Consider the following 25,605-nt stretch of genomic DNA (forward strand, 5'->3'; position numbering starts at 1 on the left):
AAGTGAGTCGGGTCGCCATTTGGGAATGGAGAGCTCGGTCTGGCAGTAATTGTCTGCATGGTCCGTCGAATAGGGGTGCCCTGTTCCGTATGTATGGGTACAGATAAATACTGACCTAGAGGGTTGTGCGGGAACTAAGTCCCATTGTTATGGTGAGTCGGTAACCATAACAACGTGGGGGCGGTATGAGACTCACTGACATGCAGGGCGGCGTCCGCAGGAGTAGCGCTGCCGACCGAGACGACCATCCGCCGGCGGGTGGCCACCTGGCCGACCGCGCGGTGCAGGCGTCGCGCCTGTGTCGCATTACCGTGCGCGGAATCGTCGCCGCCGCACTGACGGGGCTTACCCTCTCCGGCCTCGTTCTGGTTCCTGGTGCAGCGCGAGCGGAGGCTCCCCTCGAGACCCCCGGCGCCGACAGCATCACCTTCAATCGATCCGAAGGGCGCATCGGCGCGGCCGTCCTCAACGACTCTGGTACTGACCGCACCACCGTCGTCGCCGACAACTCCTACTTCGGTATCGTGCCCGGTATGACGGTCTACAATTCCGCGGACCCCAACCAGCGCTCGGTTGCGTATCGAGCGGGATACTCCCAGGACTGGCTCGACGCGAATACAGCGAAGAGCGGTGACTACTGGTCCTATGTCACCCGAGGCGTTGCCTGGGACTACCACTTGGCCGCCTATTACCAGTACCCCTACTACGGCGAATACACGCCCGACGCGATCTCGACCTCGACGACGAGCGCGCTCGGCTACAAGCCGAACAATCCCGGAACCGTCCCGCTCAACAGCACCTTCCTGATCGGGGCCGTGCGCCACAACAACTTCCCTATCTACTCCCAGATCCACTGGGTGCACTCCTCGTTCGACATCCGCATCGGCAATCTGGAGGAGTCCTTCCCCTTCGACCAGCACGAGACGACGAACGACACGGACACGACCGCGGTCAAGCGTGAGGGTGGGCCCTACAAGGTGGCCTACCGTGCTTCCGCGCCGCGCACCTGCCCGTCGGACGCCCCCTACTACGCGCTCAACCGAAATACGGGTACCACGTGGTACTGCTACAAGTACGTGGGCGAGGGCAACGGCAACCGAGATATCTACACCGACTACCCGCAGAACTACCCCGAGTCCAAGGGTCGGCCCGACCAGACGCCCGACTCGGATGACGTCCTGACGATCACGAAGACCACCTCGGACCAGACGATCACCGTCAACGGGATCCCCTACCGCCTCGTCCTCTACGGATTCGTGCCCAACGCGGACGGCAACTGCCCCGCCACCCCGCCCGCCGGCTCGACCCCGGTCTCCACCTTCACGACGAAGGAAAGCCAGGCATCCTTCGGCTGCCTCTACGGCTCTTTCAGCCAGGAGCGCTACGTGCGCATCGCGAAAGCCGTCACCGAGGACTCTGAGCAGGTGGGTGACGCGATTCCCCCGTTCACCTTCACGACGATGGGCGTGGGTGACTGGGCCGCGCCCACGGGAACCCCGCTCACCACGAGCGTGACGGCCGACGGCTTCGTCGGGTGGAACTCCTTCGAGGATGCGAACCTGACCCCGACCGCCTACGGCGAGGCCGGGGCGGCCACCTCCGGCTACAGGGCCTTCATGCCCGGCTTCTCCCAGTTCATCATCGCCGAGACGGGGCCGCGAATCGCCGGCAGGTTCCCGTTGGCTTTTGGTGCGCAGGGGCGTTTCGGCCCCTGGAAGACCAACGACGACCCGAACTCCGCGCAGTGGAGCCTCGTCGACGTGACCTGCCTGAACGGTGTGGGCGAGCGAGTGAACGTCACCCGAGACGCTGAGACGGGCGGCGTGGATTTCTCCCAGGTTGCCCCGGCCTCGTCCCCGGCGGCCCTGCCGATCACCTGCACGTTCACCAACCGCGAGCAGGTGCCCAAGCTGCGCATTCAGAAGGAGCTTGAATCCGTCGAGGGCGCGACGACGGATGACATCACCGTCACCTACCGCATCACGGCCACGAACGACGGGACCCTCGCGGGCACGACCGGGCGCCTGACGGACACGCCGAACTTCGCGCCGGGCCTGACCGTGCGCTCCGCTACCGTCGTGAGCAGCCTCGACGGGCTTGATGCCGCGACCGCGCAGGCGGCCGCCGCCTCCTACGTCCTCACCGAGGGGGCGACCGTCGAGCCGGGCGCGTCCTCCTCATGGTTCATCCGCATGAAGGTCACGCGCGATAGTTCGGCCGCCGGGTATTCCGAGTCGCTGCTCGAGTGCGCCTCGTCGAACGACCGCCTCACCCCGGGCCACGGCCTCTACAACGCGGTGACGGGCGCCTACGATCACGATGGCGAGGCCAACAATGAGGCCTGTGCACCCGCGCGCCCCCGACCGATCCGCATCGAAAAGGCCGGCACACAGCCGGTCGGAACCCCCAACGACGACGGCACATACCCGCTCGACGGCGCGGCCTTCGCGATCTACGACAACGAGGCCCTGGCTGGGGACCCGGTCTCCGTCCTCGATGGAGGGTCGCGCTTCGTGACCGCGCCCCTCGAAACCGGTAAGAACTACTGGCTCGTGGAGACCCGCGCGCCCGTCGGGCACGCTCTGCTGCCCCGTCCCGTCGCCTTCCATATCGAGGCTGGCGCGGATGCTGACGCAACGACCGTCATTAAGACGGACTTCGGCGCCGACGAGGGCTTCAGCTCCGTGCGTGTCCTGCCCGCTTCGGGCAGCCTGCCCGGGGATCGCACGCCCGGCATTCGCGTCGTCGACACCCAGGTCGGCGTGCTCCCCAAGGCCGGATCCATCGGCATCTACCCCCAGCTCGTGGGCGGAGCTGCCTTGCTTGGCCTCGCCGGAGCATGCGCGTGGCTGCGCCGCCGAGAGCGGACGCAGGTCGCGTAAGAAACACTGCGAGACATAACGACGTGGGTGTGCCCGCCATCTGGCGGGCACACCCACGTGCGTCTCGAGGGGAGGTGGCCGGTCAGGCCGCGTCGTTTGCGTGGCCCGGCCCCGGCCTCGTGAAACTTAGAAGTCCCAGTCCTCGTCCTCGGTGTCCACGACCTCGCCCATCACGTAGGACGAGCCGGAACCCGAGAAGAAGTCGTGGTTCTCGTCCGCGTTGGGGCTCAGGGCCGCCAGGATCGCGGGGTTCACGTCGGTCGCATCGGCCGGGAACAGGGCCTCGTAACCCAGGTTCATGAGCGCCTTGTTCGCGTTGTAACGCAGGAACTTCTTGACGTCCTCGGTCAGGCCGAGCGGATCGTACAGGTCCTCCGTGTACTGCTCCTCGTTCTCGTAGAGCTCGTACAGCAGCGAGTACGTGTAGTCGCGCAGGTCATCCTGGCGCTCGTGGCTCGACTCATTCACGGCCAGCTGGTACTTGTAGCCGATGTAGTAGCCGTGGACGGCCTCGTCGCGGATGATGAGGCGGATCAGGTCGGCCGTGTTCGTGAGCTTGGCGTGCGAGCTCCAGTACATGGGTGCGTAGAAGCCCGAGTAGAACAGGAAGGACTCGAGCATCGTCGAGGCGACCTTGCGCTTCTCCGGGTCGTTGCCGTCGTAGTAGGACTTGACGATCTCGGCCTTCTTCTGCAGGGCCTCGTTCTCGTTCGACCAGCGGAAGGACTCGTTGATTTCCTCCGTGGACAGCAGCGTGGAGAAGATCGACGAGTAGGACTTGGCGTGCACCGACTCCATGAATGCAATGTTCGTGTAGACGGCTTCCTCGTGCGGGGTGCGTGCGTCCGGGATGAGCGACACTGCGCCGACCGTGCCCTGGAGCGTGTCCAGCAGGGTCAGGCCCGTGAACACGCGGTTCGTCATGAGCTGCTCGTCCTTGGTGAGGGTCTTCCAGCTCGGCAGGTCGTTGGAGAGCGGAATCTTCTCAGGCAGCCAGAAGTTGCCCGTCAGGCGATCCCAGACCTCAAGGTCCTTGTCGTCTTGGATCTTGTTCCAGTTGATGGCCTCGAACACGGGCTCGGTCGCCATGGGGGCTCCTCTGTGTGCGGTGTCGGACGGACGAGGCCGGGGCGGCCTCGCGTGCTCCCACCAGGATACCCGTGGGGCGCGCGTGTCGCGGTCACGGGATCGCCTGCGTTTCGTGGACGAGGTCACCTCGGTGGGTCGGATCCTTCTTCGTCGACGTCGATCGGATCGCCGTTCTCATCCAACATGCCGTGGCGCTTCATGTACTGGTACCGAGCGTCGGCCCAGCGGGGAACGGGTAAGGGAAAGAAATGATAGATGGCAGCGATAAGAAAACAGAGTAGACCGGCGACGATGAGGATACCCGTGACGATGTAATAAGAACTGAGGTCGTAAATAGCTTCTCCGAGGCTGCAGATGAAGAAGCCAAGGCCGACAAGTGGGCGTGTTGTTGCTTGGCTTCTCGCGCTGCTGCTCATCCGCGAGGTGATAATGCGGGAGTTGCTAGAGAAAGTGGTATCGAGATAGGTCTCCATGTACCAGGCACCAATAATCATGAGCCCGAAAATCGCACCACAGACTTCCCAGAAAATCATGACTGCGAACCTCCACTGTTAATGCTTGCTGCGACTTCGCCGTTGAGTCCAGTGCTCATTAATCTTCTTCCTCCGAAAGCTCGAACTGCGGGAGGGGATCGCCGTTCTCGTCCAGCATTCTGTGGCGCTTCATGTACTGGTACCGAGGGTCTATCCATCGGGGTACGGGTATCGGTGAAAAATACCAGACAACACCGATGATGAAAATTGCCAAAGTTATTGCAATAAGTGTCAGTTGGACAAACTGCGGAAATCTTCCATCATTGCCGATTGTCACGAAGCTGCCGACCAGAAATGCACTTCCTGTTGCAAGGGTGCCGATTGATTGGTACTTGTCATTCATGCGTGTTGCTGAGCTAATGAAGCGCGCATTCTGGCCAAATTGCGAATCCGTATAAGTCTCGCAATACCACATAGCTAGAATTGCGAGGCTAAACGGTATGCCGATGATTCCCCAAATCATGAGGGTTGTCCACCTCCGTGTATAGCGGAATAAGTAGCACTGTTGATGCCTGTTTTGACTTCTCGGTCGAATCCACTGCTCATGAATCTTCTTCCTCCGAAAGCTCGAACTGTGGGAGGGGATCACCGTTCTCGTCCAGCATGCCGTGCCGCTTCATGTATTGGTACCGAGCGTCGGCCCAGCGGGGGACAGGGAATGGGAAGAAGCAAATGAAACCTATGACAATAAGTGCTAGCCCAACGATGGCGATACTGAGGGAAGGAATAAGGATGATGCGTATGTTGGGAAGGAGGTCGGTTAGAATTGCCGCCAGTGCAAACAGTGAGAATCCTGTTGAGATAAATAGTGGAGACAGGGAATCGCCGCTTGTGTTCTTATCGTTTCGATCGCCCATCTCTCGCCATAGTGCGGCAATAGGGGAGTCTGTGTAAGTTTCCACATACCATGAATACAGGCCGAATAGACCGATGGCTAGGCCCGCAAAGGACCATAGATAGCTCATCATCTGCTCCTATCTTCCGATTGAGCTGAGGAATGTCTCGTTAAATCTGCTTGCTATCGATTGATCCAATCGCGCTGTCGAAGAGCAGTCGTCGTAATGGTGTGTGCTCAGAAATGAACTGCGGCCTGCTGTATGTCGTGGACGAGGTCAGCTTGATGAGGAGGGGGTCACGGCTGTGATCTGCGTGTTCCCCGTCGGAACAGGGGCCGTGTACTTGTGGTTGTATTCGTCGTTGTAGCGTTGGATCTCGCGCATGACGTCCGCCACCGCGTCGTCCGTGCACTTGAAGTCCTCTGTTGCGGCCGCTAGGCCCAAGTAGATGCCGTTCAGGATCCACGCCATGTGGTTGAGTGTTGAGTTCAGAGCCGTGACGTGTTTGCTCAGAGTTGCATCGTGTTCGCTGCCCGTGTCGGATGTACTGAGGGCTGGCGTCTTCCTGAGTTCTGCGCACGCGTTGCTGAGCTTCGCAATGATCGAATTAACTTCGTCGTAATTCCATTCGAGAACGACGTAAGTCATGGCAGTTTCCTCTCGGGTGAAAGGGCGAAGAGATACGTGATGAGTGCCCACAGCTGCGTGTTGTAGATGGGGTGGATGGGGATGTGAGGTCCGGTGCTGGGTGCGAAAAGCGGAGCCTCGACCCTGTAGGCGGCGGCTGGCGTGATGAACGTGGAGAGGGTAGAGGTCGGAACGAAGGAGCCCTTCTTCGTGCGCTCTTCCCGGATCCAGGTGGTGTATGCCCAGCGTTGGGCCACGAGAGCCTGCGCGAAGGCGGAATCTGAGGGGCCGTAGGAGGAGTAATTCTCGAGGAGCTGGGCCGTCTGTTCGGTCGTGCCTTGCTGTGCGGCGTACACGATGGCCGTCGGTAGCACGGGAGGTCCATCGAAGACGGCGGGGTTAGGCGTGAGCGGAGATATCGCCGCCGTGACGTGGGGAATTTCCTCGTTATCGATCTGATAAATGTGAGTCTCAGTGTCGCCGTCGGGGGTGGTAGCGGTGCGGGCGACGACGCAGGGCCCCGCCTGCATCCAGATGAGAGCCTGGCGGCACTGGGAAGCATCCGGAGACGTGGTGGCGATGACCAATCGCGAGCGAGCCGTGCGCATGAGAGCCGCGAGATGGTCCGCGTCGCCGGTGAGTCCCTCGGAGGTGGCGAAGCTTGAGGTGACATCACCCGGAATGATGATGTGAGGACGGTCAGGCATTGCGCACCTCCAGGCTCATGATGATCGCGAGAACGTCATCGTTCAGGTCGCCGAAAGCGGGTGTCGTCATCGTCGCAGTCGCCGTGAGGAGGAAGTCATTCCCGCCGTCGGAATGAATCCACGCCCACTGGCAGGCGGTGATGGGGACGCTGCCCTGAATGTAGATTCCCGTGCGCAGGTGTGAAGATTCGGGTCGCGCCGGCCACTCGCAATCCTCCAGCATGCGAAAGCCGGGAACCTGATCGGACATGGACTGTGCCGAGTCGGCGAGCGCCTGCGCGGGCGTCGTGCTCGCGGGGATAGGGGAGGCAAGCACGAGGAGGGTGGGGGTGAAATCGTAATCGGCATCGATGGGGCCGACGGCGAGGGCGATAACGCCACCTTCGGCCGGATGCTGATCGCTGTCTGGCGTTCGCTCTTGCGCGTCGCCGGCGCTCCCGAATGCCTGGTTGAGGATCGAGGAGATCTCCTCCTTCGGGCACGACGACCAGCGGGGAGGCATCAGCCAATAGGTCGACAGACTCATGGTGTCCCCCATCCCTGATCGTTGTCAGCGGACTCCTCGTCGTCCTCCGAAAGCTCGAACTGCGGGAGGGGATCGCCGTTCTCGTCCAGCATTCCGTGGCGCTTCATGTACTGGTACCGAGCGTCGGCCCAGCGGGGAATAGGCAATGGAGAAAAACGCCAGATCAGAGAAATGAGTATGACAAGCAAGGTGAGGATAAGTAGAGAGTTGATAACGAGGTTTGGCAATTTAAGCTCGTTGCATATGATGACGATGGCTGCAAAAATGAATACGACTCCTGTTGCGGGGAATCCGATGGCATCTGACTTAGGATGTGCGTGAAAGGTTGTGCTAATAAAGCGTGAATTCTTCCCGTATGACGTATCCGTGAAGGTCTGAATGTACCATGTCGCTAAAATAACTGTTCCGAATAGAAGGGCAAGTATTCCCAATAACATTATTATCCTCCGTGAATTGCTGTGTGTATCCCGTTGTTCGCTAGGTCTGCTAGGTAGCTTCCGGTGGCGCTTCCAATAAGTCCGCCAACTACTCCTCCGATAATTCCTCCAGCAAGAATGCCGACGGGGCCTCCGAATGCGCCAATGGTAGCGCCGATTTTTGCGCCTGCGACACCACCTGCGAAACCTAGTCCGCCGCTGGCACCGCCCTTGAGACCGGCTCTTGCTACCTTCTCGCCCTGTCCCATCTCCGGGTGGTGGTAGGAGTCCGACTGGTAGCTGTCGTAGGCGCTGACGACTCCGTCGAGGACCGCGCAGGCGCGGCCTGCGACTTTGCCGCCAATGCGCAATGCGTCGGCGGTCTTGATCGCTCGACTGCCGCCCTTGACGGCGTCCACCCCCGGGACTTTCCAGTTCTTGAGGTTCCCTCGCTCGGTGATCTGCTTCCAGGGGGACGCGTCTTTGATTCCGGCCGGCGCCTGGTACTTGGCGCCCTTCGCCTGTAGATAGACCGACTCGATCCCGTCTGCGAGGGTATTGCGCATGGTGTCCGCCCAGCCCGGTAGGCGAGCTGGCACATTCAACCCCGTGGGGAATCCGTACGTGCCGACGAATTTGTTGAACACGGGGAGGAGGGTCGACTCCCAGACGGTGGGGTCGATACCCGCGAGGTCGTCGCCGAACAGTGTTTCCGCGTAGGCGAACTTCCTCTGGTTGATCTCGCAGCGTGAGCGCAGCGACGCGAAGAAGGCGCCAACGCCGCCCGGGACGTTTGCTGGGTGGCTGATGGTCACTTTCGTTCCGTCACGAGAAACCGTGAGCCCGGCGCCGCTGGCGTCGGTGACAATGGCTCGAAACTCTGTCCTGATGGGTTTCAGGGTGCCCCCGTAGTCCTCCAGGGCGGATTGCAGCGAGCGGAAACATGACAGCGCATGCTCGCTCGCGGAGATGACATTCGTCAGGTGCTCGACGACGGTCTCCACCAGCCTGGCTCTCTGATGTTCGACCATCCCTCGGGCGGCCGTCGCGTCGCCAATGGCCTCGTCGAGTGCCGCGATCGGTTTGTCGCACTGGTCCTTCAGCGACAGGATCGCGTCCACCTTAACCGGAAAGTCCCACGAAAAGGACTCGGCGAATTCTACGGTTCCTGCAGATGTGGGAACCGTTGAGGTGGCTGGAAGGGGGGGCATTGCTTCACTCCGTTGGAACAATCGGGCGACATGCGTGTTGCGCATCACTTATTGGTCAGCGTACTCCGGTTGTTTAACAATCTGCAGTGAAACCTGGCCGAAAAGTGCCGACGAATGATGTCGCCTGAGGTCGTGAGCGGATTTCCCATACCGCCAGTGGCTGGAGTTTGCGTGTCGTGGACGAGGTCACCTCGGTGGGGGTGGGGGCGGTATCGTGTTCGCCATGACGACGCCCACCTTCGCCGACGTTGACGAGGCCCTCGCCCGCCACGACTACCGCGCGGCCCTGTCTATCCTCGAATCCCTCGAGGTCGTGGGTGAAGACGCCTGTTACCGTCGCGACGTCCAGGCCGCGGCCTGCGCCGACCGCCTCGGCCTGTACCCCCTGTGCGAGGAGTATGCGACGCGCGCACGCGCCTACGGCGACGACATGGCCGACCCCTTCGCGCTCATCGCCCGCGCCCAGCGCCGCCAAGGCCTCGTCGCGGACGCGGAGGCCACGGCCTCGGCCGGCATGCGCCTGCATCCCCAATCCGCCGAGATAGCGCGTGAGCTGACCCTCTGCCTCGTCGACCTCGGACGCTACGACGAGGCGCGCCCGGTCTCCGAGATTGCCACCGACGGCCTTCCCAACGACGTCGAGCTCCTCATGGCATACGGGCGCCTGTGGGCACCCGTGGAACCCAATGGCGCCCAGTGGGCCTTCGGGCGCGCCACCGCGAACGCCCCGGACCTGGCCGAAGCGAAGTTCGCATACGACTCCCTGGCCCACCCGCTCAAGGGAGCGGGGCGCTCCTCGTACGACATCGAGATGGAGCCGCCCGTCGCCGAGGCCTACGGACGGATGCTCAAGCGCGTGACCTTCGCCCTCGACAAAGCCTGGATTTTCGCCATTTTCTCGGGCTTCGGCTGCGGAATCGGCTACGTCGCAACCCTGCGAGTCATGACGGATGAGCTCGCGCTGTTCTTCTTCCTCCTGTACGCCGTCATGTCGCTCAGCGGCTACCTCATGACGTTCGCGCAGATCGCGCTCTTCAATCGCGTCCTCCCGCGAGGCGTGCGCCTGACCTTCAGGATCCTGCGCAAGCGCTTCCCGGACCTGGGGAGCTCCGTCATGGACTTCGTTCGCATGATCGTGCTGGCGGGGCTCATCCTCTTCGGGCTGATGGCGCTCACCCGCTGATCCCTGTCGCTGCGCAGTTTCAGTGATGACGGCGAAAAATGCTCATATCCTGACCAGTGAAAAAGTGTCTAACTGGGCATCGCATAGTTGCTTTGTAAGGCGCGAAAAATTAACGGACAGCGCTATTGTGAGGGCGTGACCTATCAGCCCTTGCAATTCGATGCCGCGCCCCGGCCCTACCGCCTGGGGAATGACCAGCTGCGCCGCTACAACCGCGTGCGCGCCGGCCAGCGAACGCAGGGCCGCGTCAACATCGCCATCGACGTCGTCACTATCCTCCTGATTGTCTCCGTCAGCGCCATCGTCGCTATCGTCGAGCTCTCTTCCATGCCCGACACGATCCTCGAAAAGCTCGCCGGCCTCGCCCTGACCCTCATCCTCGGAGGAGGACTCATCCTCCTCGCGCTCCTCGCCGCACTCCTCATCGCCGCCCGCCGCTGGCACCGCGAATGGGACGGCAACGAAGACCTCGTCATCTTCTCCGAGTCCCACGCAGCCCTGCACGCAGCCCGGCAAGACGGCGCCGTCATGATCGCCTGCGCGCGCATGCAGCTGGCCTGGTTCATCGGCTTCCTCGCCGTCGGCTCCATCGCCGTCGCCACCGAATCCGCTCTCCTCGCCGCCCTCGTCTCCCTGCCCCTCGCCATGGGACTCCTCAACTCCTGGCGCTCCTGCCAAGCCCTGCGCCGCATCACCGGACGCACCCTCTGACACGCGTCGGGCCCGCACGCCCACGCGCACGGACCCGATCACTGTGCCCCGGCCTCGTCGGCGCGGGACGGAAGGTCAGCCCTTCGAAAGTTTTTCTCGCACGGCTCCCGCGCCGAACGTCAGCGCGGTCAGGCCCGCTTCCAGAGCGCCCAGGGCCAGCCCCTGCCTCGTGTGGGCAAAACGAGCGCCCTGCGCACGGCGACCCTCACCGCGGCGGAACAGCCAGCGCTCCACGCCGACCGTGATCATCGCCGACCCCAGCGCCGCGCCCGCGAGAACCGCCAGCTCCGCCGGATCCGCCTCGGTGACACCCTCGAGCGGATCCTCACCCGCGACGGGGGATGACTTCGAGCAGTCCACGTCCTCGTCATCGTAGGGCGGAAGCTCCGAGGGCTCCGGCAGCTGCGCCACCATCGACCAGCCGAGCACCCCCAGCAGACCCGCCTTCACGAGACCGCGCAACGGACGCGAGCGCACGTAATCAGGCAGGGCGTACCACGCGACGGTCGCACCCACGCCCGCCGCAAACCCCGCGACCCGAGTCGGGTCCACCGAGCCAGCGCACGGACAAGAACAGCTAGATGAGGCGGCCATGGCCAGTCCTTTCAATCGGGAGCGCGCGGATCAATCCGCGAGCAGGTCAAGCAGGTGAGAGACAACCTTTCCGCCCGAATAGGCGGAACCGTCGTGCTGGTACTCATTCGTGATGTAGTGGCGAGCGCCGATCAGCTCACCCGTCTCCACGGACAGCTCACGCGGCACGAACATGTCGTCGTAGTACACGGCCGCAGCCACCGGCACCGTGTTCTCGGCCAGCACATCCGGCAGGTACACGGGCGCCGCCTCCGTCGTCGACGCGAGGATCTCCGCGACGCCCTTCAGCGGCGCTAAGCCCGGGTCCTCGTCGTAGACGCGGCGCATGAAATGCTCGCCCGTCAGGTAGAACGGCTCGCTCTCATCCAGAGGGTTCGCGTCCTTCGCGAAGCCCGGGATCTCCTCGGCCAGGCGATCCGCCGCCCAGCCCGTCGCCGTGCCCACCAGGTCCGGCGTCGCGCACGCGTAGATGTACTCCTGGAACACGGCGTAAATCGGTGCGACGTCCACCTGCGAGCCGATCGCCGCCAGGAACTGCGACGAGAGACGTCGCTCGCCTCGAACCGACGTCCACGGACCCTCGAGCAGGTAGTGCAGCTGATCCGTGTTGCCCTGGCCGCCCAGCATCATGCCGATCATGCGCAGGCGCGCGGGGGAGAGACGCTCGCCCGTCGGCAGCGTCTCCTCCGTGTCAGCCAGGTGCGCGCACAGCTCGCGCACCGTGCGCTCATCGCCCGGGTGGCGCTGGAAGTACGCGCGGTTGCGCGCCGCCGTGCGCTCATACGTCAGACGGTAGATCTCGTCCACATGGACGAGGCCGGGCAGACCTCCCGTGATCAGGCTGGCCTTCAGGCCCTGGGGAGCCAGCGACAGGTACGAGGTCGTGATAAAGCCGCCGAAAGACTGGCCGAGCGTCGTCCACGGGTCATCCCCGCACAGCTCGCGGCGCAACGCCTCCGCGTCGTACACGATCTGATCCTGGCGGAAGTGGCGCAGGTACGCGGCCTTCTCCTCGTCCGTATCCAAGTGGGAGAGCGCCTGGGCGTCCATGCGGGTCGACTGGCCCGTGCCTCGCTGATCGAGGAGCACCACGCGGTAATCCTGCAGGAGACGATTCATCCATCCGCCGGTAAACGTGCCGAAACGCGGGCTCGGGTAGCCCGGGCCACCCTGGAGAAACACCGCGTAGGGAGCGTCCTCGCGGCCCTTGCGCACGACCTCGCGCGCGAAAACCTGAATCGTCGGGTTGTCCTCGCCAGTGGGGCGCAGGTGATCAAGGGGAACGTCCAGGCGGTGTTCGTAAACGGTGTGACCGTGGTGCAGGTACGACTCTGTGTGCATGGACACAATGGTAGCGGTTTTGCGGCGGTGCCGTTGTGGTCGTTTGTTGTCCCGTCTGTTTTCTGGGCGCTGCTTGTGGCCCCACGGGTGTTCCGGGCGCCGGAGGGCCCGGCCGCCCGCGAGGCTAGGCGTCCTCACTTCGTTCGGCGCCGCGCCTCGAAGCCCGCCCGTGCCCTCCGGTCCCTCCGGCGCCCTCCACACCTGTGGGGCTGGATCGCTGTGCTAGCCCGGCCAGGCCCCGCCGCCGCCCACGGGCACCGCAGCCTGGCCCTCAGGGTCCTCCGGTGCCCTCCACACCGGCGGCGCCTGGTCGCTGTTGTCTGGTTCGGTGCGTCGTCTCGAAGCCCGGCCAGGCCCCGCCGCCGCCCACGGGCCCGCAGTCAGGCCGTGCCAACCAGGCGGCCGGTTGTCTGAAACCGGTGTCGCCATTGCTCGTGCCTGCCTGCGTAGGGTTGAAACCGTCATCGCCTTTGCGGGTGCGAAATGGGTGTTTCTTAGTGCAGTTTTCGGGTGCAGAGGTGATGTCGGTTTCAACGGTCCCTTGTCGGGGGTGAGCAGTGGTGTTGTTGGTTTCAACGTCGCTACGTTGTCGCACCTCGTGCGCGAAAAAGTTCGCCCTGCTTGGCCTGATGTGTGCGTGAGCGCGAAAAAGTTCGCCCTGCACGCTCAAAACACCCCAAAATCGGCGTTTTTACATTTGCTGGGCGAGTTTTTTCGCGCCAACCCCACCTGCGCCGATCTTGGATGCAGCGCCGCGCACTTCAGGCTGGCTGCCGATGGGGGTTTTGCAGCATTAGGAACTGGCTGTCGGCGTGTCGCCGGCGTGTCACACCCCTAATGACGCCATTCCCCCCGTTGCGTGGTGCTGAGGTTGCGGCGTGAGGGGGTGGACGCATCGATTGTGCTATTCAGCGCTGTAGGCGAGGCGGATGCGAGGCGGATCTGGTCGCTGGACCCCACTACTGGCACCCTTAACCCGCTAATGCGCAGCTAAACCCTATTGGTGGCATGGTGGGCAGGCCGCCCAGGGCGCCACCCATCGGGTTAACGTGCGCATGAAGGGGCCCAGGCCGCCACCTATCGGGTTAACGTGCGCGTAGGTCGGCCCTGGCGGTCCGAGCAGCTGGAGCCCAGCCAGCTCGTCAGAGCCAGTTGAGCAACGCGACGTAGCAGACCGTTCCGATGCCGACGCTCCACAGGAGCTTGCGGCCGCTCAGCAGGTGCGCCGCGACCGTCACCCCCGCCGCCACCAGCGCCGCCCACCAGCGGCCACCCGCCGCCTGCGCTCCCTGCGTCAGCGTGGAGAGCACCAGAATCAGCATGATGCCCGGCGGCATCCACACCGCCATGTCGGAGACGAAACGCGAGTCGCGCAGCGGCTCGAGGATCTTGAACGGCAGAGCACGCAACGTAAAGTCGATGACGAAGGTGATTGCCAGAAGCGCCAGCAGGTAGCCCAGCGTCGGAGTCACTGCGCACCCCCTTCAGTCGCCTCATCCGCGGAGTGCAGGATGCCTCGGCGATGAAGGACGTGGCGAACCACCAGGCACGCGACGAACAGCAGGAGCGCCACCAGCAGGCGCTGGCCGGGTGCCGCCACCATGGCCACCGCGAAGGATGTGCCAGCCAGGAGGATTGAGGGCAGCTCGCGCCTCGTGCGCGCCGCGTCCAGCGTCAGCGTGATGAACAGGGCCGTCAGCGCGAAGTCGAGTCCCTCGATCTGCGTAGGAATCAAGGATCCCGCGGACACGCCCACGAGGCTCGAGATCACCCACGTGAGGTTAAAGAGAGCCTGCATCGCCAACAGGCGAGGCTTCGTCCACCCGTTCGGGCGGGCGGCGGTCAGCGCGTAGGCCTCGTCTACGAGGGCGTACATCGAGAAGAGGCGCGCAAAACGGCCCTCGATGACGTGCAACGGGAACGAGAACGCGAAAAACAGGAGGCGGAAATTCACCAGCAGCATCGTCACCGCGATGACAGCCAGCGGCGTATTCTGCGCGGCCAGAGTGACGACGAGCAGCTCGGCCGACCCCGAGTAGGCGGCCAGGGAGAGCGACGGAGCCAACCACCACGGCAGGCCCAGCTGGATGACGAGAACGCCGTACGCCAGGCCCAGCGGGATGTAACCCGCGGCCACGGGCGCCGTGATGCGCAGGCCTTCGAGGATCTCGCGGCGGGTAGGGCTAGCCGGCACGGGGAGGTTCACGGTGCGCGGTAGCTTGGGCATGGGTGCAATTGTGACGCGTGAGGCGGTAGGAGTGCGCGCTGGCAGGGCCGTGCGTGACGACTTGCACGCTCTCGTAGCGGGGGCGTTTCGCAGAGTGGGAAAGGGCCTCGTCGCGGACCTGTCACATAGTTTCAAAACGGGAAATAGCTCTCGCGCAATAAACCGTCCGGTGGAAATATCGTTCCTGTCGCCGAGGAACATACCCTCGGCGCTTCCATCGAAAACGCAGATCAGGAGCCCTCATGAGCGCCACTCACGCACGCAAGAAGCCATTCCTTCGACTCGCCACGGCCGCCGTCGCCATGGTCGCAGCCCTCGGCATGGCCGCATGCTCTGGTGGCGCGTCCACCTCCTCGTCCTCCTCGTCGAGCGCGCAGGTCGGCGACCGCAGCCCCGAGCAGATCAAGGAAGCCGGCGAGATCGTCATCGGCATCTTCTCCGACAAGGCCCCCTTCGGCTACATCGACGCCGACGGCAAGCCCGCCGGATACGACGTCGTCTACGGCGACCGCATCGCCGCCGACCTGGGCGTCACCGCTAAGTACGTCCCCGTCGACGCCGCCGCCCGCACCGAGGTCCTCGCCTCCAACAAGGTTGACATCACCCTCGCGAACTTCACCGTCACGCCCGAGCGCGCCGAAAAGGTCGACTTCGCGAACCCCTACTTCAAGGTCTCCCTTGGCGTCGTCTCGCCCACCTCGGCCGAAATCACCGACGTGAGCCAGCTGGCCGGCAAGACCCTCATCGTCACCAAGGGCACGACCGCCGAAGCCTACTTCGAGGCCAACCACCCCGAGGTCAAGCTCCAGAAGTACGACCAGTACTCCGACGCCTACCAGGCCCTCGAGGACGGCCGAGGCGACGCCTTCTCCACCGACAACACCGAGGTCATCGCCTGGGCGATCCAGCACCCCGGCTTCAGCGTCGGCATCAAGAGCCTGGGCGAAACCAGCTACATCGCGGCCGCCGTTAAGAAGGGCAACACCGCCCTCCTCGACTGGCTGAACAACCAGCTCGTTGAGCTCGGCAAGGAAAACTTCTTCCACAAGGACTACGAGCAGACCCTCGCCCCCGTCTACGGTGACGCCGCTACCCCCGACGACCTCGTCGTCGAAGGCGGCGTGGACACCACCTCCACCAACTGACGCAGGTACGAGGCCGTGGCCCCCACCGGGGACAGCGCCCACCGCGGGTAAACGCCCCGGGCGGCCACGGCCTCGTCCCGGATTTTTCCTATGAATCTTGACATCCTGGCGCGATACGCGCCCCTGTACGTCGACGCCGCCATCCTCACCCTGAGGATCGCGGCTATCGGCATCGTCGGCTCCCTCGCGGTCGGCCTGCTCGTGGCCGCGATCCGGCAGTACCGGATCCCCGTCGCCACCCAGATCGCCGCCGCTTACGTCGAACTGTCGCGCAACACGCCCCTGCTCGTGCAGCTCTTCTTCATCTACTTCGGCCTGCCGCGCGTGGGCATCAAGTGGAGCGGCGAGACCTGCGCGATCGTCGGCCTCATCTTCCTGGGCGGTGCCTACATGGCCGAGGCCCTGCGCTCCGGCCTCGACTCGATTGCCACGATCCAGTGGGAGTCCGCGTCCGCGCTCGGCCTCACACGCACCCAGACGCTGCGTCACGTCGCGCTCCCGCAGGCCATCGCGACCTCCGTGCCGCCGCTCGCCGCCAACGTCATCTTCCTCATCAAGGAAACATCCGTCGTCTCCGTCGTCGCGCTGCCCGACCTCGTGTACGTCGCGAAAGACCTCATCGGCATGTCCTACAACACCTCCGAAGCGCTGATCCTCCTGGTCATCGCCTACCTGGTGATCCTCCTGCCCGTGTCCATCGCGGCCCGACTCATCGAAAAGAAGGTGCGCCGTGGCGGATTTGGGAATTAACGTCATCTTCGAGGGCCGCAACCTCGTACGCATCCTCGAGGGCCTGGGCGTCACCGTCGGCATCTCCGCGCTGTCCGTCGTGCTGTCGCTGGTGCTCGGCGTGTTCGTCGGCCTCGGCATGCGCTCGCGCTGGCGAGTCCTGCGCTGGCTCATGCAGCTCTACCTCGAGTTCGTGCGCATCATGCCCCAGCTCGTCCTCCTGTTCGTGGCCTACTTCGGGCTCACGCGCGTCGCGGGGATCAACCTGGACGGCATCACGGCGTCCGTCCTCGTCTTCACCCTGTGGGGCGGTGCCGAAATGGGTGACCTGGTGCGAGGCGCGCTCATCGCGATCCCCCGCCACCAGTACGAGTCCGCCTACGCTCTGGGACTCACCCCGAGGCAGACCATGCGCCGCGTCATCCTGCCGCAAACCCTGCGCAGGCTTGCGCCCCCGGCCGTCAACCTCATCACCCGTATGGTGAAGACGACGTCCCTCGTCGTGCTCATCGGCGTCGTCGAAGTCCTCAAGGTTGGACAGCAGATCATCGACGCCAACCGCTTCAACTACCCGACCGCCTCGCTGTGGATCTACGGCCTGATCTTCGTGCTGTACTTCCTCATCTGCTGGCCCATCTCGCTCCTCTCACGCCACATGGAGAAAACATGGCAGAACTGACCTCCGACCCGCAGCTGCGTCTCGTCGACCTTGACAAGACCTACCCCGGCGGCCATCACGCCCTGCGCGGCGTCTCCCTCGACGTCGCCGACGGCGAAGTCGTCGTCATCATCGGCCCCTCCGGCTGCGGCAAGTCCACACTCCTGCGCACGATCAACGGCCTCGAGCCCATCAACTCCGGGCAGATCCTCTTCGACGGGACCGACCTGGCGGCCCCCGGCGTCTCCTGGCCCGATGTCCGCCGCCGTATCGGCATGGTCTTCCAGTCCTACGAGCTCTTCCCCCACCTGACCGTCATGGGGAACCTGACGCTCGCCCCCGGCCTCGTCGCGGGAGAATCGCGCGCCGACGCGAGCGCGCGGGCGCTGAAACTACTTGAGCGCGTCGGCCTGGCGGACCGCGCCGACGACTACCCGCGCCAGCTGTCCGGCGGCCAGCGCCAGCGCGTCGCCATCGTGCGTGCGCTCATGATGGACCCCGAGATCCTCCTCCTCGACGAGGTCACGGCCTCCCTCGACCCGGAGATGGTGCGCGAGGTCCTCGACGTCGTCCTCGAACTGGCTCGCACCGGCATGACGATGCTCATCGTCACCCACGAGATGGGCTTCGCCCGCGCGATCGCGGACCGCATCGTCTTCATGGACGAGGGCCGCATCGTCGAGGTTGACCCGCCGCGCAAGTTCTTTGCGGACCCGTCCTCGGATCGTGCGCGCAAGTTCCTCGATATCTTCAGCTTCGAAGGCGCCAAGCTGTAAGGGTGTAGGAGCTCCTCGCGGAGGGGCTTGAGCGGGGGCGCAGGCTGGTGGCTTGCGCCCCCGTTGTTGTGCTTGTTGCTGTGCGCCCGGGATGTGTTCTGGGTGCCGGAGGGGTTGGCCTTGCTGGGCCCGGCTGCTTGGTGCGCCCGTGGGCGGCGGCCCGCCCGCGAGATCGCCACACGCGAGCCTTCGGCTCGGAGTGATCGATCAGATGCCCGGCCAGGCCTTGCCGCCGCCCACGGGCGCCGCAGCCTGGCCCTCCCGCCCGTGTTCTCGGTCCCACCGGCGCCCTTCCAACAGCAGGGGCTTCGTGTTCTGCTGGGATGTCTAGCCAGGCCTTGCCGCCGACCACGGGCGCCGCAGCCTGGATCACCAGTGTTCTGGTCCGGCACCTTCCGCGTTATGGCTTGTTCCTAAGTGGTGTGACACCACTTAGCGGGGTATTACACCAGCTCGGAGGTGGTGTAATGCTCCCTAACTGGTGTAATGCTCCCGAATTGGTGCAATGTCGCGCAGGTGCCGTTGGGGCTCGCGGATAGGAAACGGCTACGTGGATAGGTTACGAGGATCCGGATAGGTTACGACGATGCGGATAGGTTACGAGGATCCGGATAGGTTATGAGGATCCGGATACCTTAATAACCTATCCGCATGTACGCAACCTATCCGTGTAGGGGGCTGGGTTGGACTGGGGGGCGTGCACCTGGCCGTCGAGGTGCCTATTCGCGTAGCGGCCCGGTGCCCTGCGTGGTGATCCGGTGCATTGAGCACGCGCGAGAGTTGAGACTGCGCGAGTAGAGCCCACCCGCGACAGAATTTCCCGTTTCAGCCGATCAGCGTCGACTGGTGGTGCACCATGATCAGGCGCGATTCGCCAGACGTCGCCGGCGCCCACACGCTGGATTCCAGCGACGCGCCGCCCTCCCAGCGCACCCGGTAGCGCGTCAGGAACGACCCGCCCAGGTCGTGCGCGTCGATGCGGCCGATCGCCGGGGAAGCGGGCGAGGGGCCCGCCAGCGTCGTGGTCGCGCCGCCACCCGGCCAGATGCGCGTCGTGCGCTCGTCGGTCATGGCCGCCAGTGCCTCCTCGTCGCCGCCGGTCCACGCCAGGATGAACTCGCGCTCGCGGGCGACCGCATCCTCGGTGGTCGGAGCGCTCACGGACGAGGCTGGGGCCGCCTCCGCTGGTTCAATCGGCTCAGCAGAAGCAGAGAAAACGCTGGGATGAGAACGGAATGTCGACGTGGCGGCCTCGTCGGTGGAGGTGTCGTGTGAAGCGGGAGCGCTCCCTTGGGCATCAGTAGTAGCGGGCACGTTGTGCGGCTCGACGGACGTGGGCGCAGAGGTAGCACCCCCGGATGCCTGATCCGCCGACGCAGTGCCACGTGACGCAGTGCCACGCGACGCGCCGCCCCCGAACCCGGGGCCCGGCTCGGGCGTGCGCCCAGCCTGGTAGGCCTCGGCGCATGCGCGCGCGAGGTCGTCGGCCCGCTCGTTCATATGGTGCCCAGCGTGGCCCTTGACCCACTCGAAGGTGACGCGGCGCCCCTCCATGGCCCGATCGATCTCCTGGATGAGCTCCAGGTTCTTGATGGGTTTCTTGTCGGCCTTCGTCCAGCCGCGCTTCTTCCAGCCGAGCCGCCACTTGGATACGACGTTGATCGCGTACTGCGAGTCGGCGAGGATGTGCAGCTCTTCGCCGGTCTCGGCCGTGGCCTCGAGCAGACGCAGAATCGCGGTCAGCTCGCCTAGGTTGTTGGTGCCCTGCGGCCAGCCGCCCGCGTCCCACGTGTCCTCGTCCACGTACCAGGCCCACCCCGCGGGCCCAGGATTGCCGAGGGAAGAACCGTCCGCCGCCGCCGTAATCGTCATGCCCTCATCCTATCGGCATCCCGCTTGCCTGATCGGAAGGGGGACGAGGCCGGGGCCGCCTCAGCCTCGTGCCCTAGACTCTGGGGTGGGCGTGGTCGCGCCCTTCGCTGCACAGACGAGGACGGAGATGACCATGAGTACACACAACGGTGAGAAGCGTGAGACGGGTGCCGACGAACAAGAGCAAGGCAGCTCGAAGAAACCGGATCGTTCCCGCCGATGGGCTTTCCTGACGCTCGCTCTCCCGATTGCGCTGCTCGCGTGGAGTTGCGTTCCGAAGGCTTCCCTGCCGGTGACGCCGACCAACAAACTGGCCATCGGGGATGCCGTCATTGCTGTGCAGCTGGGTGAAGCACAATCGCAGTCGGGCCTTGAATCCCCAATTCAGAACAACTTGGTTGCACTTGTTGACATGCAAGGGGAGCAGGATATCGTGCGTATCGGCAACCAGTGGGAAGGTAGGATCCTGTGGTCTGATCGCGGTATCTCCTTCGGTGCCGACCAATGGGAGTACCAGACGACAGAAAACGGAACGAGTAGCCAAGAAATTAAGGACTGGCGGGCCTCGAACGTCCAGCGTTATGAGTTGTCGGATGGTCGATTCATCGTGGTTTCTTACTCGTCAGACTTGGGCTATCGGGTCGATACGATCGAACGTGATGGAAGCGTGACGAGTGTGTCAACTCCCGGAACGCGCGGGGACATGGGGCAGTGTGGGGATCGGATCCTGTCGATCGTTGACACGAAGCAATTCCCGCGTGTGAGAACGGAGGCTTTCGAGGCTTACGCCGCACAGTCGGGCGGCGATGGCGAGCAACCGGAGGAGCTGTCTGTCGTCATTCAGTTGAATGATCGCGATGGTGACACTCCTCGGATCATTGGCGTCGCGCCAATGATCGACGGCTTGGTGTCGGGACAGAGAGAGTTCGCCTGTGAGGGGGACGTGATCACGATGCCGAGCGTCCAAACGGGCGACTCTCGAGTCGTTCGTGTGATGGCAGATGGTGGAGAGACGGGAACGATGGTTCTCGAGCGCTGGGATCTGGCGACTGGGGAGCGCACGATTATTCCCGTGGTCGACGAGCAGGAAAATCCCATCGAAGTGAACAGGGACCGCAGCATTTTCGACTATCAGGGGATCCAGGTCGGTGATGAGTACCGGTTCATCAGTGAAGGCGGGGATGCGTTTGCAGTGGACCTGAGGAGCGGTCGAGGCCGCTACCTGTTCTCTTATTCCGGTACACGAATCAACCAGCGAATGGTGTACCAGGTGAGTGAGACGGGCGTATACGCGCTCGAGGGCCGCCGGGAGGATCACAATGTCACCCTCTCTTACCGGCCGTGGGATGGGGGAGCATACCGGGACGTCATCACAATGGACAAGCTGGCAGACTACGTCTGGTTGGAAGGCGGTTTCATGTCGTCGGGCCACTGGCGAAGGATTCAGTCGTTCTCTCTGCGCCCCGGCTGGGATGGCGGCGCGCAGTAACGTTGTTCGGTTGTCCGGGGTTCCCGCTCGGTCGGGACGTCACTCGATGGGACGAGGACGGGGCAGCCTCGGCCTCGTGCCCTAGACTCTGGGGGTGGGCGTGGAAGCGCCCGCTGCCGCGATGAGAGGGAAGATGCGCATGGGGGAACGCCTCGACGAGCTTTGTGAGACGGCTGCCGACGAGCAGGAGCATGGCCACCCGAAGAAGCCGAAGCGTTTCCGCCGATGGGCTCTCCTCGTCGTCGTGCTCTCGGTTGCCGCGCTGGCGTGGAGCTGCGTTTTCCATGGGGGATTGACCAGAAAACCGGCTAGTTTTCTCGCGACGAATGACGCGGTCGTTGCCGTGCGTCTGGGGTCCGGATGGTCCACGGTGGCCGAGGATTTTCGGTATAACGACTATGACGGCTGGATCGTGCTTCTCGACGCCGACGGGCGCGGCCAGGTTGCTGCCGTGAACAATGTGCTTGATGGCGATGTGGTGTGGAATGAGCGGGGCGTCTTCTACGCGGCGTCTTCTCACGACTTCCTCACGACCCAGGCGGGAACGCAGGAAATTGGACGAGGAGACCGCAGCGACGAGCGTCAACGCTATGCACTCCCCGATGGCGCGCTCGCGGTTGTGAGTGGTGAAGAGTTTGGGTATGAGGTTGACACCGTCCACGTTGATGGACGTGTGGCGAGCGTCGAGAATGACAAGACAGGAGGCTCTGTCGGGCAGTGTGGGGCGCGGATCTTGGCGATCACCGACACGAAGGAGTCTCGCGGCATCAGTGCCGCAGCGTTCGCGGCGTATGCTGCTCGATCGGGCGACGAGAAGCCGCCGACCACCCTCGCGGCTGTTGTTCAGCTCAATGACCACGATGGCGAGGAGTCTCCAGTCCTCGCGGTAGCGCCGATGATCGACGGCTTGGGGTCGCGACAACACATGTTTGCCTGCGAAGGGGACGTCATCACGATGCCGACCGAGCTGTCGGACGAGGCCGCTGCCTCAAGCCATGGTTCGACGAGCGAGCGGCAGCGAACGGTGGTTCTTGAGCGGTGGGACCTGTCAACGGGTGAGCGCTCGATCATTCCCGTCCTCGACGAGGCCGGCAACCCCCTTGAGTTGAATGATGAGCAGGGCGTTTCCGAGTACGAGGCGATTCGCGTGGGCAACGAGTACAGGTTCGTGTCGTGGGGTGGGGATGCTTTCGCTGTCGACCCGGCGAGTGGCCAGGGACGTTACTTGTTTTCGCTTGATACGCCAACGTATGGGCCGGACGGATACTTGGCGACCTTCCAGGTGACCGAGACCGGCGTCTACGCGCTGAAGGATCGTCGCTCTGACCGCGTCGTGACCCTCTCGTACAGGCCCTGGGAAGGTGGCGAGTGGCGTGACATCTTCACGACCCGTGACCTGGCCTATTTCCTCAAGAAAGGCGAGTTGACGCCGACGGCGGACATCCAGTCCTTCGCCCTGCGGCCCGGCTGGGACGGTGGCGCGCAGTAACGCGTGCAGCCGCGCGGCACAGTGATGCAACGCGAGAGGGGCGGTCCTCCAATGAAGACCGCCCCCACCTGTTACACCGTGACGCCCACCTGGCCCAGCGCGAAGGCGAACTCCTCGCAGCGCGCCGCCCACCGGCCCTCGCGCCCGGACGGGCCGGCGTGCCCGGCGACCATCTCGGTGCGCAGGATGATCGGACGCTCGAGCGGGTCGCGTGCGGCGACGAGGCCGTGGCCGGCCTCCCCGCTCGCGCTCGCCTCGCCGGCCTCCGAATCGCAGCAATTGCAGCGCTGCCCAGCCCCGGCCTCGTCCGTGGAGGGAACCTGGCCGGTGGCCTCGCGCAGGCGCTGCACCCACTTGGTGGGCTCGACGAACTCGACGCGCGTGTCGTTGACCGACGTCGTCGCCATGATCGCGGGCAGGAGCGCGCCGTCGGGCACGTTCTCGTAGGGTGTGTAGCGGCTCATCGCGTCGAACACGGCGCGCGAGGTGAGTGGGTTGCCCCACTCCTCCCATTCGCCGACGGTGAGAGGCAGGGACGGGTCCAGGATTGTTGACAGCGCGTCCACGAAGGGCACGCCCGCCAGGATCGCGCGGAAACGGTCGGGTGCGGCGTTGGTGACCGCGCCCATGAGCAGGCCGCCGGCGCTGCGGCCCTCCGCGACGAGGCGGCCGGGCGCCACCCACCCGGAGTCGACCAGCCAGTCGGCCACGTCGATGAAGTCCGTGAACGTGTGCTCCTTGACCAGCTCCTTACCGTCCTCGTACCAGGCGCGGCCCATCTCGCCGCCGCCGCGCACGTGCGCGATCGCGTAGACGACGCGGCGCAGGATCGGCAGGCGCAGGGTCTCGAACTCGGGGTCGTAGCTGACCTCGTACGAGCCGTACCCGATCTGCCAGCCCGCGTGCGTGCCGTCCGGGCGCGCGTCGCGGTGGTGGATGAGGGTGACAGGGATGCGGGTCGCGCCGTCGCGCGCGAGCACCCACACGCGCTCCTCGACATACTCGGCAGGGTCCCAGCCGGGCGCCTCGCGGGTGCGCAGGGTCCGCACGGTCAGGGCCGCGCCTTCGGGGTTTTCGGGGGACGAGGCCGGGGCCGGGGTGGGCAGGGACACCTCGGCGACCGTGGGGGGCACGGTCTGTGACTGGAACTCAACCCGAAGCGGATCCTCCCACGGGGTCGGCACGGTCGCGATCGTGCGCACCGGGGCGTCCACCTCCACGCGCCGCCACGCGGGTGAGGGTTCGCGGCGATCCCACACGTCGACCTGCGTCAGAGAGCCCGAACGAAGCGAGAGCGCCACGTAGTCCGCGTGAGCCTCGACGTCGGTGATGCGCTCGCCGGGGCCGGGGCTGCGCAGCGGCTCCCAGGACTCAAACGGCGTGAGGGGTGCGGGCTCGTCCTCCGGCAGGGGAGTGCCCGGCGTGCGATCCGCCAGGGAACCCCGCGAGAACGCGGAGGAGGACGTGACGCCGAGGCCCGCCAGGGCCTCGGGCGAACCCCCTGCAGGCAGCATCGCCTGCGCGAGCGAGCCCTCCTGCGTCAGCCCCGTATGCACGATGAACAGGCGATCCCCGGCCGAATCCGCCGACACCAGCGTGCGCGGGCGCACCGGCATGAGCGGCAGCGGGCGCACGTCCGGGTGGGCGGGCAGCCATAGCCACGCGCGGCCCGCCGTCGACGACGAGGCGTGAATGACGACGTGCCCCGGGAAACCCGAGGGCGCGAACCCCATCTCGAAGCCCTCGTCCGGCTCCACCAGCAGCAGCTCGTCGGCCTCACGAGGCGTGCCCAGGCGGTGCAGCCACACGTCGCACGCGCGCCACGCGTCGTCTACGCCCATGTAGATAAAGGAGGCGGAATCATCCGCCCACGCGAAGCCGTACCCGGCGTCCACCACGGCCTCGTCGATGACGCGGCCCGACGCCTCCTGCACGACCCACGTGTAGCGCTCATCCCCGCTCGTGTCCCGAGCCCACGCGATCAGGCGCCCATCCGGGGACGGGTACATGTCCGCCAGGCGGAAAAACTCCTGCCCGCGCGCCCACTCATTCTCATCGACGAGGAGCTCCTCGCCCCGCGTCGGCACGCCCGGTTCGGGGACGAGCGGGACCGGCACCCCGGCCTCGTCGCGCTCCACCGGCGCGCGATGATGCGTCGCGTACGACTCGCCCTCCGCGAAACGCCGAAAATACCAGAACTCGCCCTCGCGGATCGGAACCGTCACGTCGGTGAGCGCCGTGGAGGCCTTGACCTCCTCCACGAGGCGCGCGGCCGCCTCGCGCGTCGGCGCCGTCACCGCGTCCGCCCACGCGTTCTCCGCCTCCAAATGAGCCCTGACCTCGGGATCCTCACCGTCACGCAACCAATCCCACGGGTCATCAAAATGCTGCCCGAACTGGTCGCGCACCCGGTACCCGTAACGCTTCGGGGCAACCGGGGGAGTGTTCATCGACGAGGCATTGGCCGCCTCACGCGTAGTCGTGTCAGTCATGTGGACCATCTTAGAGGTGGGCCAACTGATGGGGATCCACGAAACAGCGGCGCGACCGTGCGAGACTAGGGG

At 64.6% G+C, this 25,605-nt stretch carries 24 protein-coding genes; 10 read left to right on the plus strand and 14 right to left on the minus strand.

Annotated features, from left to right (window positions below):
* Window positions 1-185 precede the first annotated feature (185 nt).
* The gene (locus FBF35_RS00555) at window positions 186-2,882 is read left to right on the plus strand and encodes a prealbumin-like fold domain-containing protein (RefSeq protein ID WP_060566131.1); all 2,697 of its coding nucleotides are present in this window, start codon (window positions 186-188) and stop codon (window positions 2,880-2,882) included.
* Between the two features lie 126 nt (window positions 2,883-3,008).
* Here the strand turns inward: FBF35_RS00555 and nrdF are convergent, their stop codons facing one another.
* The 8 genes from nrdF to FBF35_RS00600 form a co-directional block, all read right to left on the minus strand.
* Complete coding sequence (gene nrdF / locus FBF35_RS00560) at window positions 3,009-3,971, minus strand: class 1b ribonucleoside-diphosphate reductase subunit beta (RefSeq protein WP_060566132.1); 963 nt, start codon at window positions 3,969-3,971, stop codon at window positions 3,009-3,011.
* Window positions 3,972-4,093: 122 nt separating this feature from the next.
* Window positions 4,094-4,504 carry a hypothetical protein gene (locus tag FBF35_RS00565; RefSeq protein WP_060566133.1) on the minus strand — a complete coding sequence of 137 codons (411 nt, stop codon included), beginning with the start codon at window positions 4,502-4,504 and terminating at the stop codon, window positions 4,094-4,096.
* A 58-nt stretch (window positions 4,505-4,562) separates the two neighbouring features.
* Window positions 4,563-4,967 carry a hypothetical protein gene (locus FBF35_RS00570; RefSeq protein ID WP_060566134.1) on the minus strand — a complete coding sequence of 135 codons (405 nt, stop codon included), beginning with the start codon at window positions 4,965-4,967 and terminating at the stop codon, window positions 4,563-4,565.
* A 79-nt stretch (window positions 4,968-5,046) separates the two neighbouring features.
* Window positions 5,047-5,469, minus strand: coding sequence for a hypothetical protein (locus tag FBF35_RS00575; RefSeq protein WP_060566420.1), 423 nt, complete (start codon window positions 5,467-5,469; stop codon window positions 5,047-5,049).
* 147 nt (window positions 5,470-5,616) lie between these two features.
* A complete protein-coding gene (locus tag FBF35_RS00580; protein WP_060566135.1) occupies window positions 5,617-5,988 on the minus strand; it encodes a hypothetical protein in 372 nt (123 codons plus the stop codon).
* Window positions 5,985-6,674: a hypothetical protein gene (locus FBF35_RS00585; protein ID WP_060566136.1), complete on the minus strand. Its 690-nt coding sequence runs from the start codon at window positions 6,672-6,674 to the stop codon at window positions 5,985-5,987. Before FBF35_RS00585 ends, FBF35_RS00580 begins: the two co-directional genes overlap by 4 nt.
* Entirely contained in the window at window positions 6,667-7,200 is a 534-nt protein-coding gene (locus FBF35_RS00590; RefSeq protein ID WP_060566421.1) for a hypothetical protein, read from the minus strand. The genes FBF35_RS00585 and FBF35_RS00590 overlap by 8 nt, the downstream gene beginning before the upstream one ends.
* A 439-nt stretch (window positions 7,201-7,639) precedes the next feature.
* Window positions 7,640-8,872, minus strand: coding sequence for a hypothetical protein (locus FBF35_RS00600; RefSeq protein ID WP_262337892.1), 1,233 nt, complete (start codon window positions 8,870-8,872; stop codon window positions 7,640-7,642).
* 178 nt (window positions 8,873-9,050) lie between these two features.
* Between FBF35_RS00600 and FBF35_RS00605 the strand changes: the two genes are divergently transcribed.
* Together FBF35_RS00605 and FBF35_RS00610 are read left to right on the plus strand one after the other, a co-directional pair.
* Window positions 9,051-10,010, plus strand: coding sequence for a tetratricopeptide repeat protein (locus FBF35_RS00605; protein WP_060566422.1), 960 nt, complete (start codon window positions 9,051-9,053; stop codon window positions 10,008-10,010).
* 135 nt (window positions 10,011-10,145) lie between these two features.
* On the plus strand, window positions 10,146-10,721 hold the full coding sequence (locus FBF35_RS00610; protein WP_060566139.1) for a hypothetical protein: 576 nt from the start codon (window positions 10,146-10,148) through the stop codon (window positions 10,719-10,721).
* Window positions 10,722-10,796: 75 nt separating this feature from the next.
* Here the strand turns inward: FBF35_RS00610 and FBF35_RS00615 are convergent, their stop codons facing one another.
* Both FBF35_RS00615 and FBF35_RS00620 read right to left on the minus strand, forming a co-directional pair.
* Window positions 10,797-11,315 (minus strand): hypothetical protein, encoded by a 519-nt coding sequence (locus FBF35_RS00615; RefSeq protein ID WP_060566140.1) that lies wholly within the window; start codon window positions 11,313-11,315, stop codon window positions 10,797-10,799.
* 30 nt (window positions 11,316-11,345) lie between these two features.
* Entirely contained in the window at window positions 11,346-12,656 is a 1,311-nt protein-coding gene (locus tag FBF35_RS00620; RefSeq protein ID WP_060566141.1) for an alpha/beta fold hydrolase, read from the minus strand.
* A 406-nt stretch (window positions 12,657-13,062) separates the two neighbouring features.
* Here FBF35_RS00620 and FBF35_RS00625 point away from each other — a divergent pair, with 406 nt between their 5' ends.
* Entirely contained in the window at window positions 13,063-13,494 is a 432-nt protein-coding gene (locus FBF35_RS00625) for a hypothetical protein (protein ID WP_131726619.1), read from the plus strand.
* A gap of 304 nt (window positions 13,495-13,798) precedes the next feature.
* On the opposite strand, the gene FBF35_RS00630 is transcribed toward FBF35_RS00625, so the two are convergent.
* Both FBF35_RS00630 and FBF35_RS00635 read right to left on the minus strand, forming a co-directional pair.
* On the minus strand, window positions 13,799-14,128 hold the full coding sequence (locus FBF35_RS00630) for a branched-chain amino acid transporter permease (protein ID WP_060566142.1): 330 nt from the start codon (window positions 14,126-14,128) through the stop codon (window positions 13,799-13,801).
* Complete coding sequence (locus FBF35_RS00635) at window positions 14,125-14,883, minus strand: AzlC family ABC transporter permease (protein WP_082632829.1); 759 nt, start codon at window positions 14,881-14,883, stop codon at window positions 14,125-14,127. Before FBF35_RS00635 ends, FBF35_RS00630 begins: the two co-directional genes overlap by 4 nt.
* A gap of 242 nt (window positions 14,884-15,125) precedes the next feature.
* Here FBF35_RS00635 and FBF35_RS00640 point away from each other — a divergent pair, with 242 nt between their 5' ends.
* The 4 genes from FBF35_RS00640 to FBF35_RS00655 all read left to right on the plus strand — a co-directional run bounded on the left by FBF35_RS00640 (window position 15,126) and on the right by FBF35_RS00655 (window position 18,191).
* Window positions 15,126-16,028: a cysteine ABC transporter substrate-binding protein gene (locus FBF35_RS00640; protein ID WP_060566143.1), complete on the plus strand. Its 903-nt coding sequence runs from the start codon at window positions 15,126-15,128 to the stop codon at window positions 16,026-16,028.
* Between the two features lie 90 nt (window positions 16,029-16,118).
* On the plus strand, window positions 16,119-16,778 hold the full coding sequence (locus FBF35_RS00645) for an amino acid ABC transporter permease (protein WP_060566144.1): 660 nt from the start codon (window positions 16,119-16,121) through the stop codon (window positions 16,776-16,778).
* Window positions 16,759-17,436: an amino acid ABC transporter permease gene (locus FBF35_RS00650; protein WP_048672587.1), complete on the plus strand. Its 678-nt coding sequence runs from the start codon at window positions 16,759-16,761 to the stop codon at window positions 17,434-17,436. The genes FBF35_RS00645 and FBF35_RS00650 overlap by 20 nt, the downstream gene beginning before the upstream one ends.
* Entirely contained in the window at window positions 17,424-18,191 is a 768-nt protein-coding gene (locus tag FBF35_RS00655) for an amino acid ABC transporter ATP-binding protein (RefSeq protein ID WP_060566145.1), read from the plus strand. The genes FBF35_RS00650 and FBF35_RS00655 overlap by 13 nt, the downstream gene beginning before the upstream one ends.
* 825 nt (window positions 18,192-19,016) lie before the next feature.
* Here FBF35_RS00655 and FBF35_RS00660 read toward each other — a convergent pair.
* Window positions 19,017-20,063 carry a ribonuclease H gene (locus tag FBF35_RS00660; protein ID WP_060566146.1) on the minus strand — a complete coding sequence of 349 codons (1,047 nt, stop codon included), beginning with the start codon at window positions 20,061-20,063 and terminating at the stop codon, window positions 19,017-19,019.
* Window positions 20,064-20,196: 133 nt separating this feature from the next.
* On the opposite strand from FBF35_RS00660, the gene FBF35_RS00665 reads away from it, so the two are divergent.
* Window positions 20,197-21,552 (plus strand): hypothetical protein, encoded by a 1,356-nt coding sequence (locus FBF35_RS00665; RefSeq protein WP_060566424.1) that lies wholly within the window; start codon window positions 20,197-20,199, stop codon window positions 21,550-21,552.
* A 94-nt stretch (window positions 21,553-21,646) separates the two neighbouring features.
* Window positions 21,647-23,041: a hypothetical protein gene (locus tag FBF35_RS00670; protein WP_241772528.1), complete on the plus strand. Its 1,395-nt coding sequence runs from the start codon at window positions 21,647-21,649 to the stop codon at window positions 23,039-23,041.
* Window positions 23,042-23,112: 71 nt separating this feature from the next.
* Here FBF35_RS00670 and FBF35_RS00675 read toward each other — a convergent pair whose 3' ends face one another.
* A complete protein-coding gene (locus FBF35_RS00675) occupies window positions 23,113-25,542 on the minus strand; it encodes a S9 family peptidase (RefSeq protein ID WP_082632831.1) in 2,430 nt (809 codons plus the stop codon).
* Between the last annotated feature and the right edge of the window lie 63 nt (window positions 25,543-25,605).

The organism is Schaalia odontolytica (assembly GCF_005696695.1).
GTDB lineage: Bacteria > Actinomycetota > Actinomycetes > Actinomycetales > Actinomycetaceae > Pauljensenia > Pauljensenia odontolytica_C.

Coding starts and splice junctions, on each gene's coding strand:
- FBF35_RS00645 (WP_060566144.1), top strand. CDS start 16,119: ATGAATCTTGACATCCTGGCGCGATACGCGCCCCTGTACGTCGACGCC.
- FBF35_RS00600 (WP_262337892.1), bottom strand. CDS start 8,872: ATGCGCAACACGCATGTCGCCCGATTGTTCCAACGGAGTGAAGCAATG.
- FBF35_RS00635 (WP_082632829.1), bottom strand. CDS start 14,883: ATGCCCAAGCTACCGCGCACCGTGAACCTCCCCGTGCCGGCTAGCCCT.
- FBF35_RS00615 (WP_060566140.1), bottom strand. CDS start 11,315: ATGGCCGCCTCATCTAGCTGTTCTTGTCCGTGCGCTGGCTCGGTGGAC.
- FBF35_RS00585 (WP_060566136.1), bottom strand. CDS start 6,674: ATGCCTGACCGTCCTCACATCATCATTCCGGGTGATGTCACCTCAAGC.
- FBF35_RS00565 (WP_060566133.1), bottom strand. CDS start 4,504: ATGATTTTCTGGGAAGTCTGTGGTGCGATTTTCGGGCTCATGATTATT.
- FBF35_RS00605 (WP_060566422.1), top strand. CDS start 9,051: ATGACGACGCCCACCTTCGCCGACGTTGACGAGGCCCTCGCCCGCCAC.
- nrdF (WP_060566132.1), bottom strand. CDS start 3,971: ATGGCGACCGAGCCCGTGTTCGAGGCCATCAACTGGAACAAGATCCAA.
- FBF35_RS00620 (WP_060566141.1), bottom strand. CDS start 12,656: ATGCACACAGAGTCGTACCTGCACCACGGTCACACCGTTTACGAACAC.
- FBF35_RS00570 (WP_060566134.1), bottom strand. CDS start 4,967: ATGATTTGGGGAATCATCGGCATACCGTTTAGCCTCGCAATTCTAGCT.
- FBF35_RS00575 (WP_060566420.1), bottom strand. CDS start 5,469: ATGAGCTATCTATGGTCCTTTGCGGGCCTAGCCATCGGTCTATTCGGC.
- FBF35_RS00655 (WP_060566145.1), top strand. CDS start 17,424: ATGGCAGAACTGACCTCCGACCCGCAGCTGCGTCTCGTCGACCTTGAC.
- FBF35_RS00675 (WP_082632831.1), bottom strand. CDS start 25,542: ATGGTCCACATGACTGACACGACTACGCGTGAGGCGGCCAATGCCTCG.
- FBF35_RS00590 (WP_060566421.1), bottom strand. CDS start 7,200: ATGAGTCTGTCGACCTATTGGCTGATGCCTCCCCGCTGGTCGTCGTGC.
- FBF35_RS00580 (WP_060566135.1), bottom strand. CDS start 5,988: ATGACTTACGTCGTTCTCGAATGGAATTACGACGAAGTTAATTCGATC.
- FBF35_RS00640 (WP_060566143.1), top strand. CDS start 15,126: ATGAGCGCCACTCACGCACGCAAGAAGCCATTCCTTCGACTCGCCACG.
- FBF35_RS00665 (WP_060566424.1), top strand. CDS start 20,197: ATGAGTACACACAACGGTGAGAAGCGTGAGACGGGTGCCGACGAACAA.
- FBF35_RS00660 (WP_060566146.1), bottom strand. CDS start 20,063: ATGACGATTACGGCGGCGGCGGACGGTTCTTCCCTCGGCAATCCTGGG.
- FBF35_RS00555 (WP_060566131.1), top strand. CDS start 186: ATGAGACTCACTGACATGCAGGGCGGCGTCCGCAGGAGTAGCGCTGCC.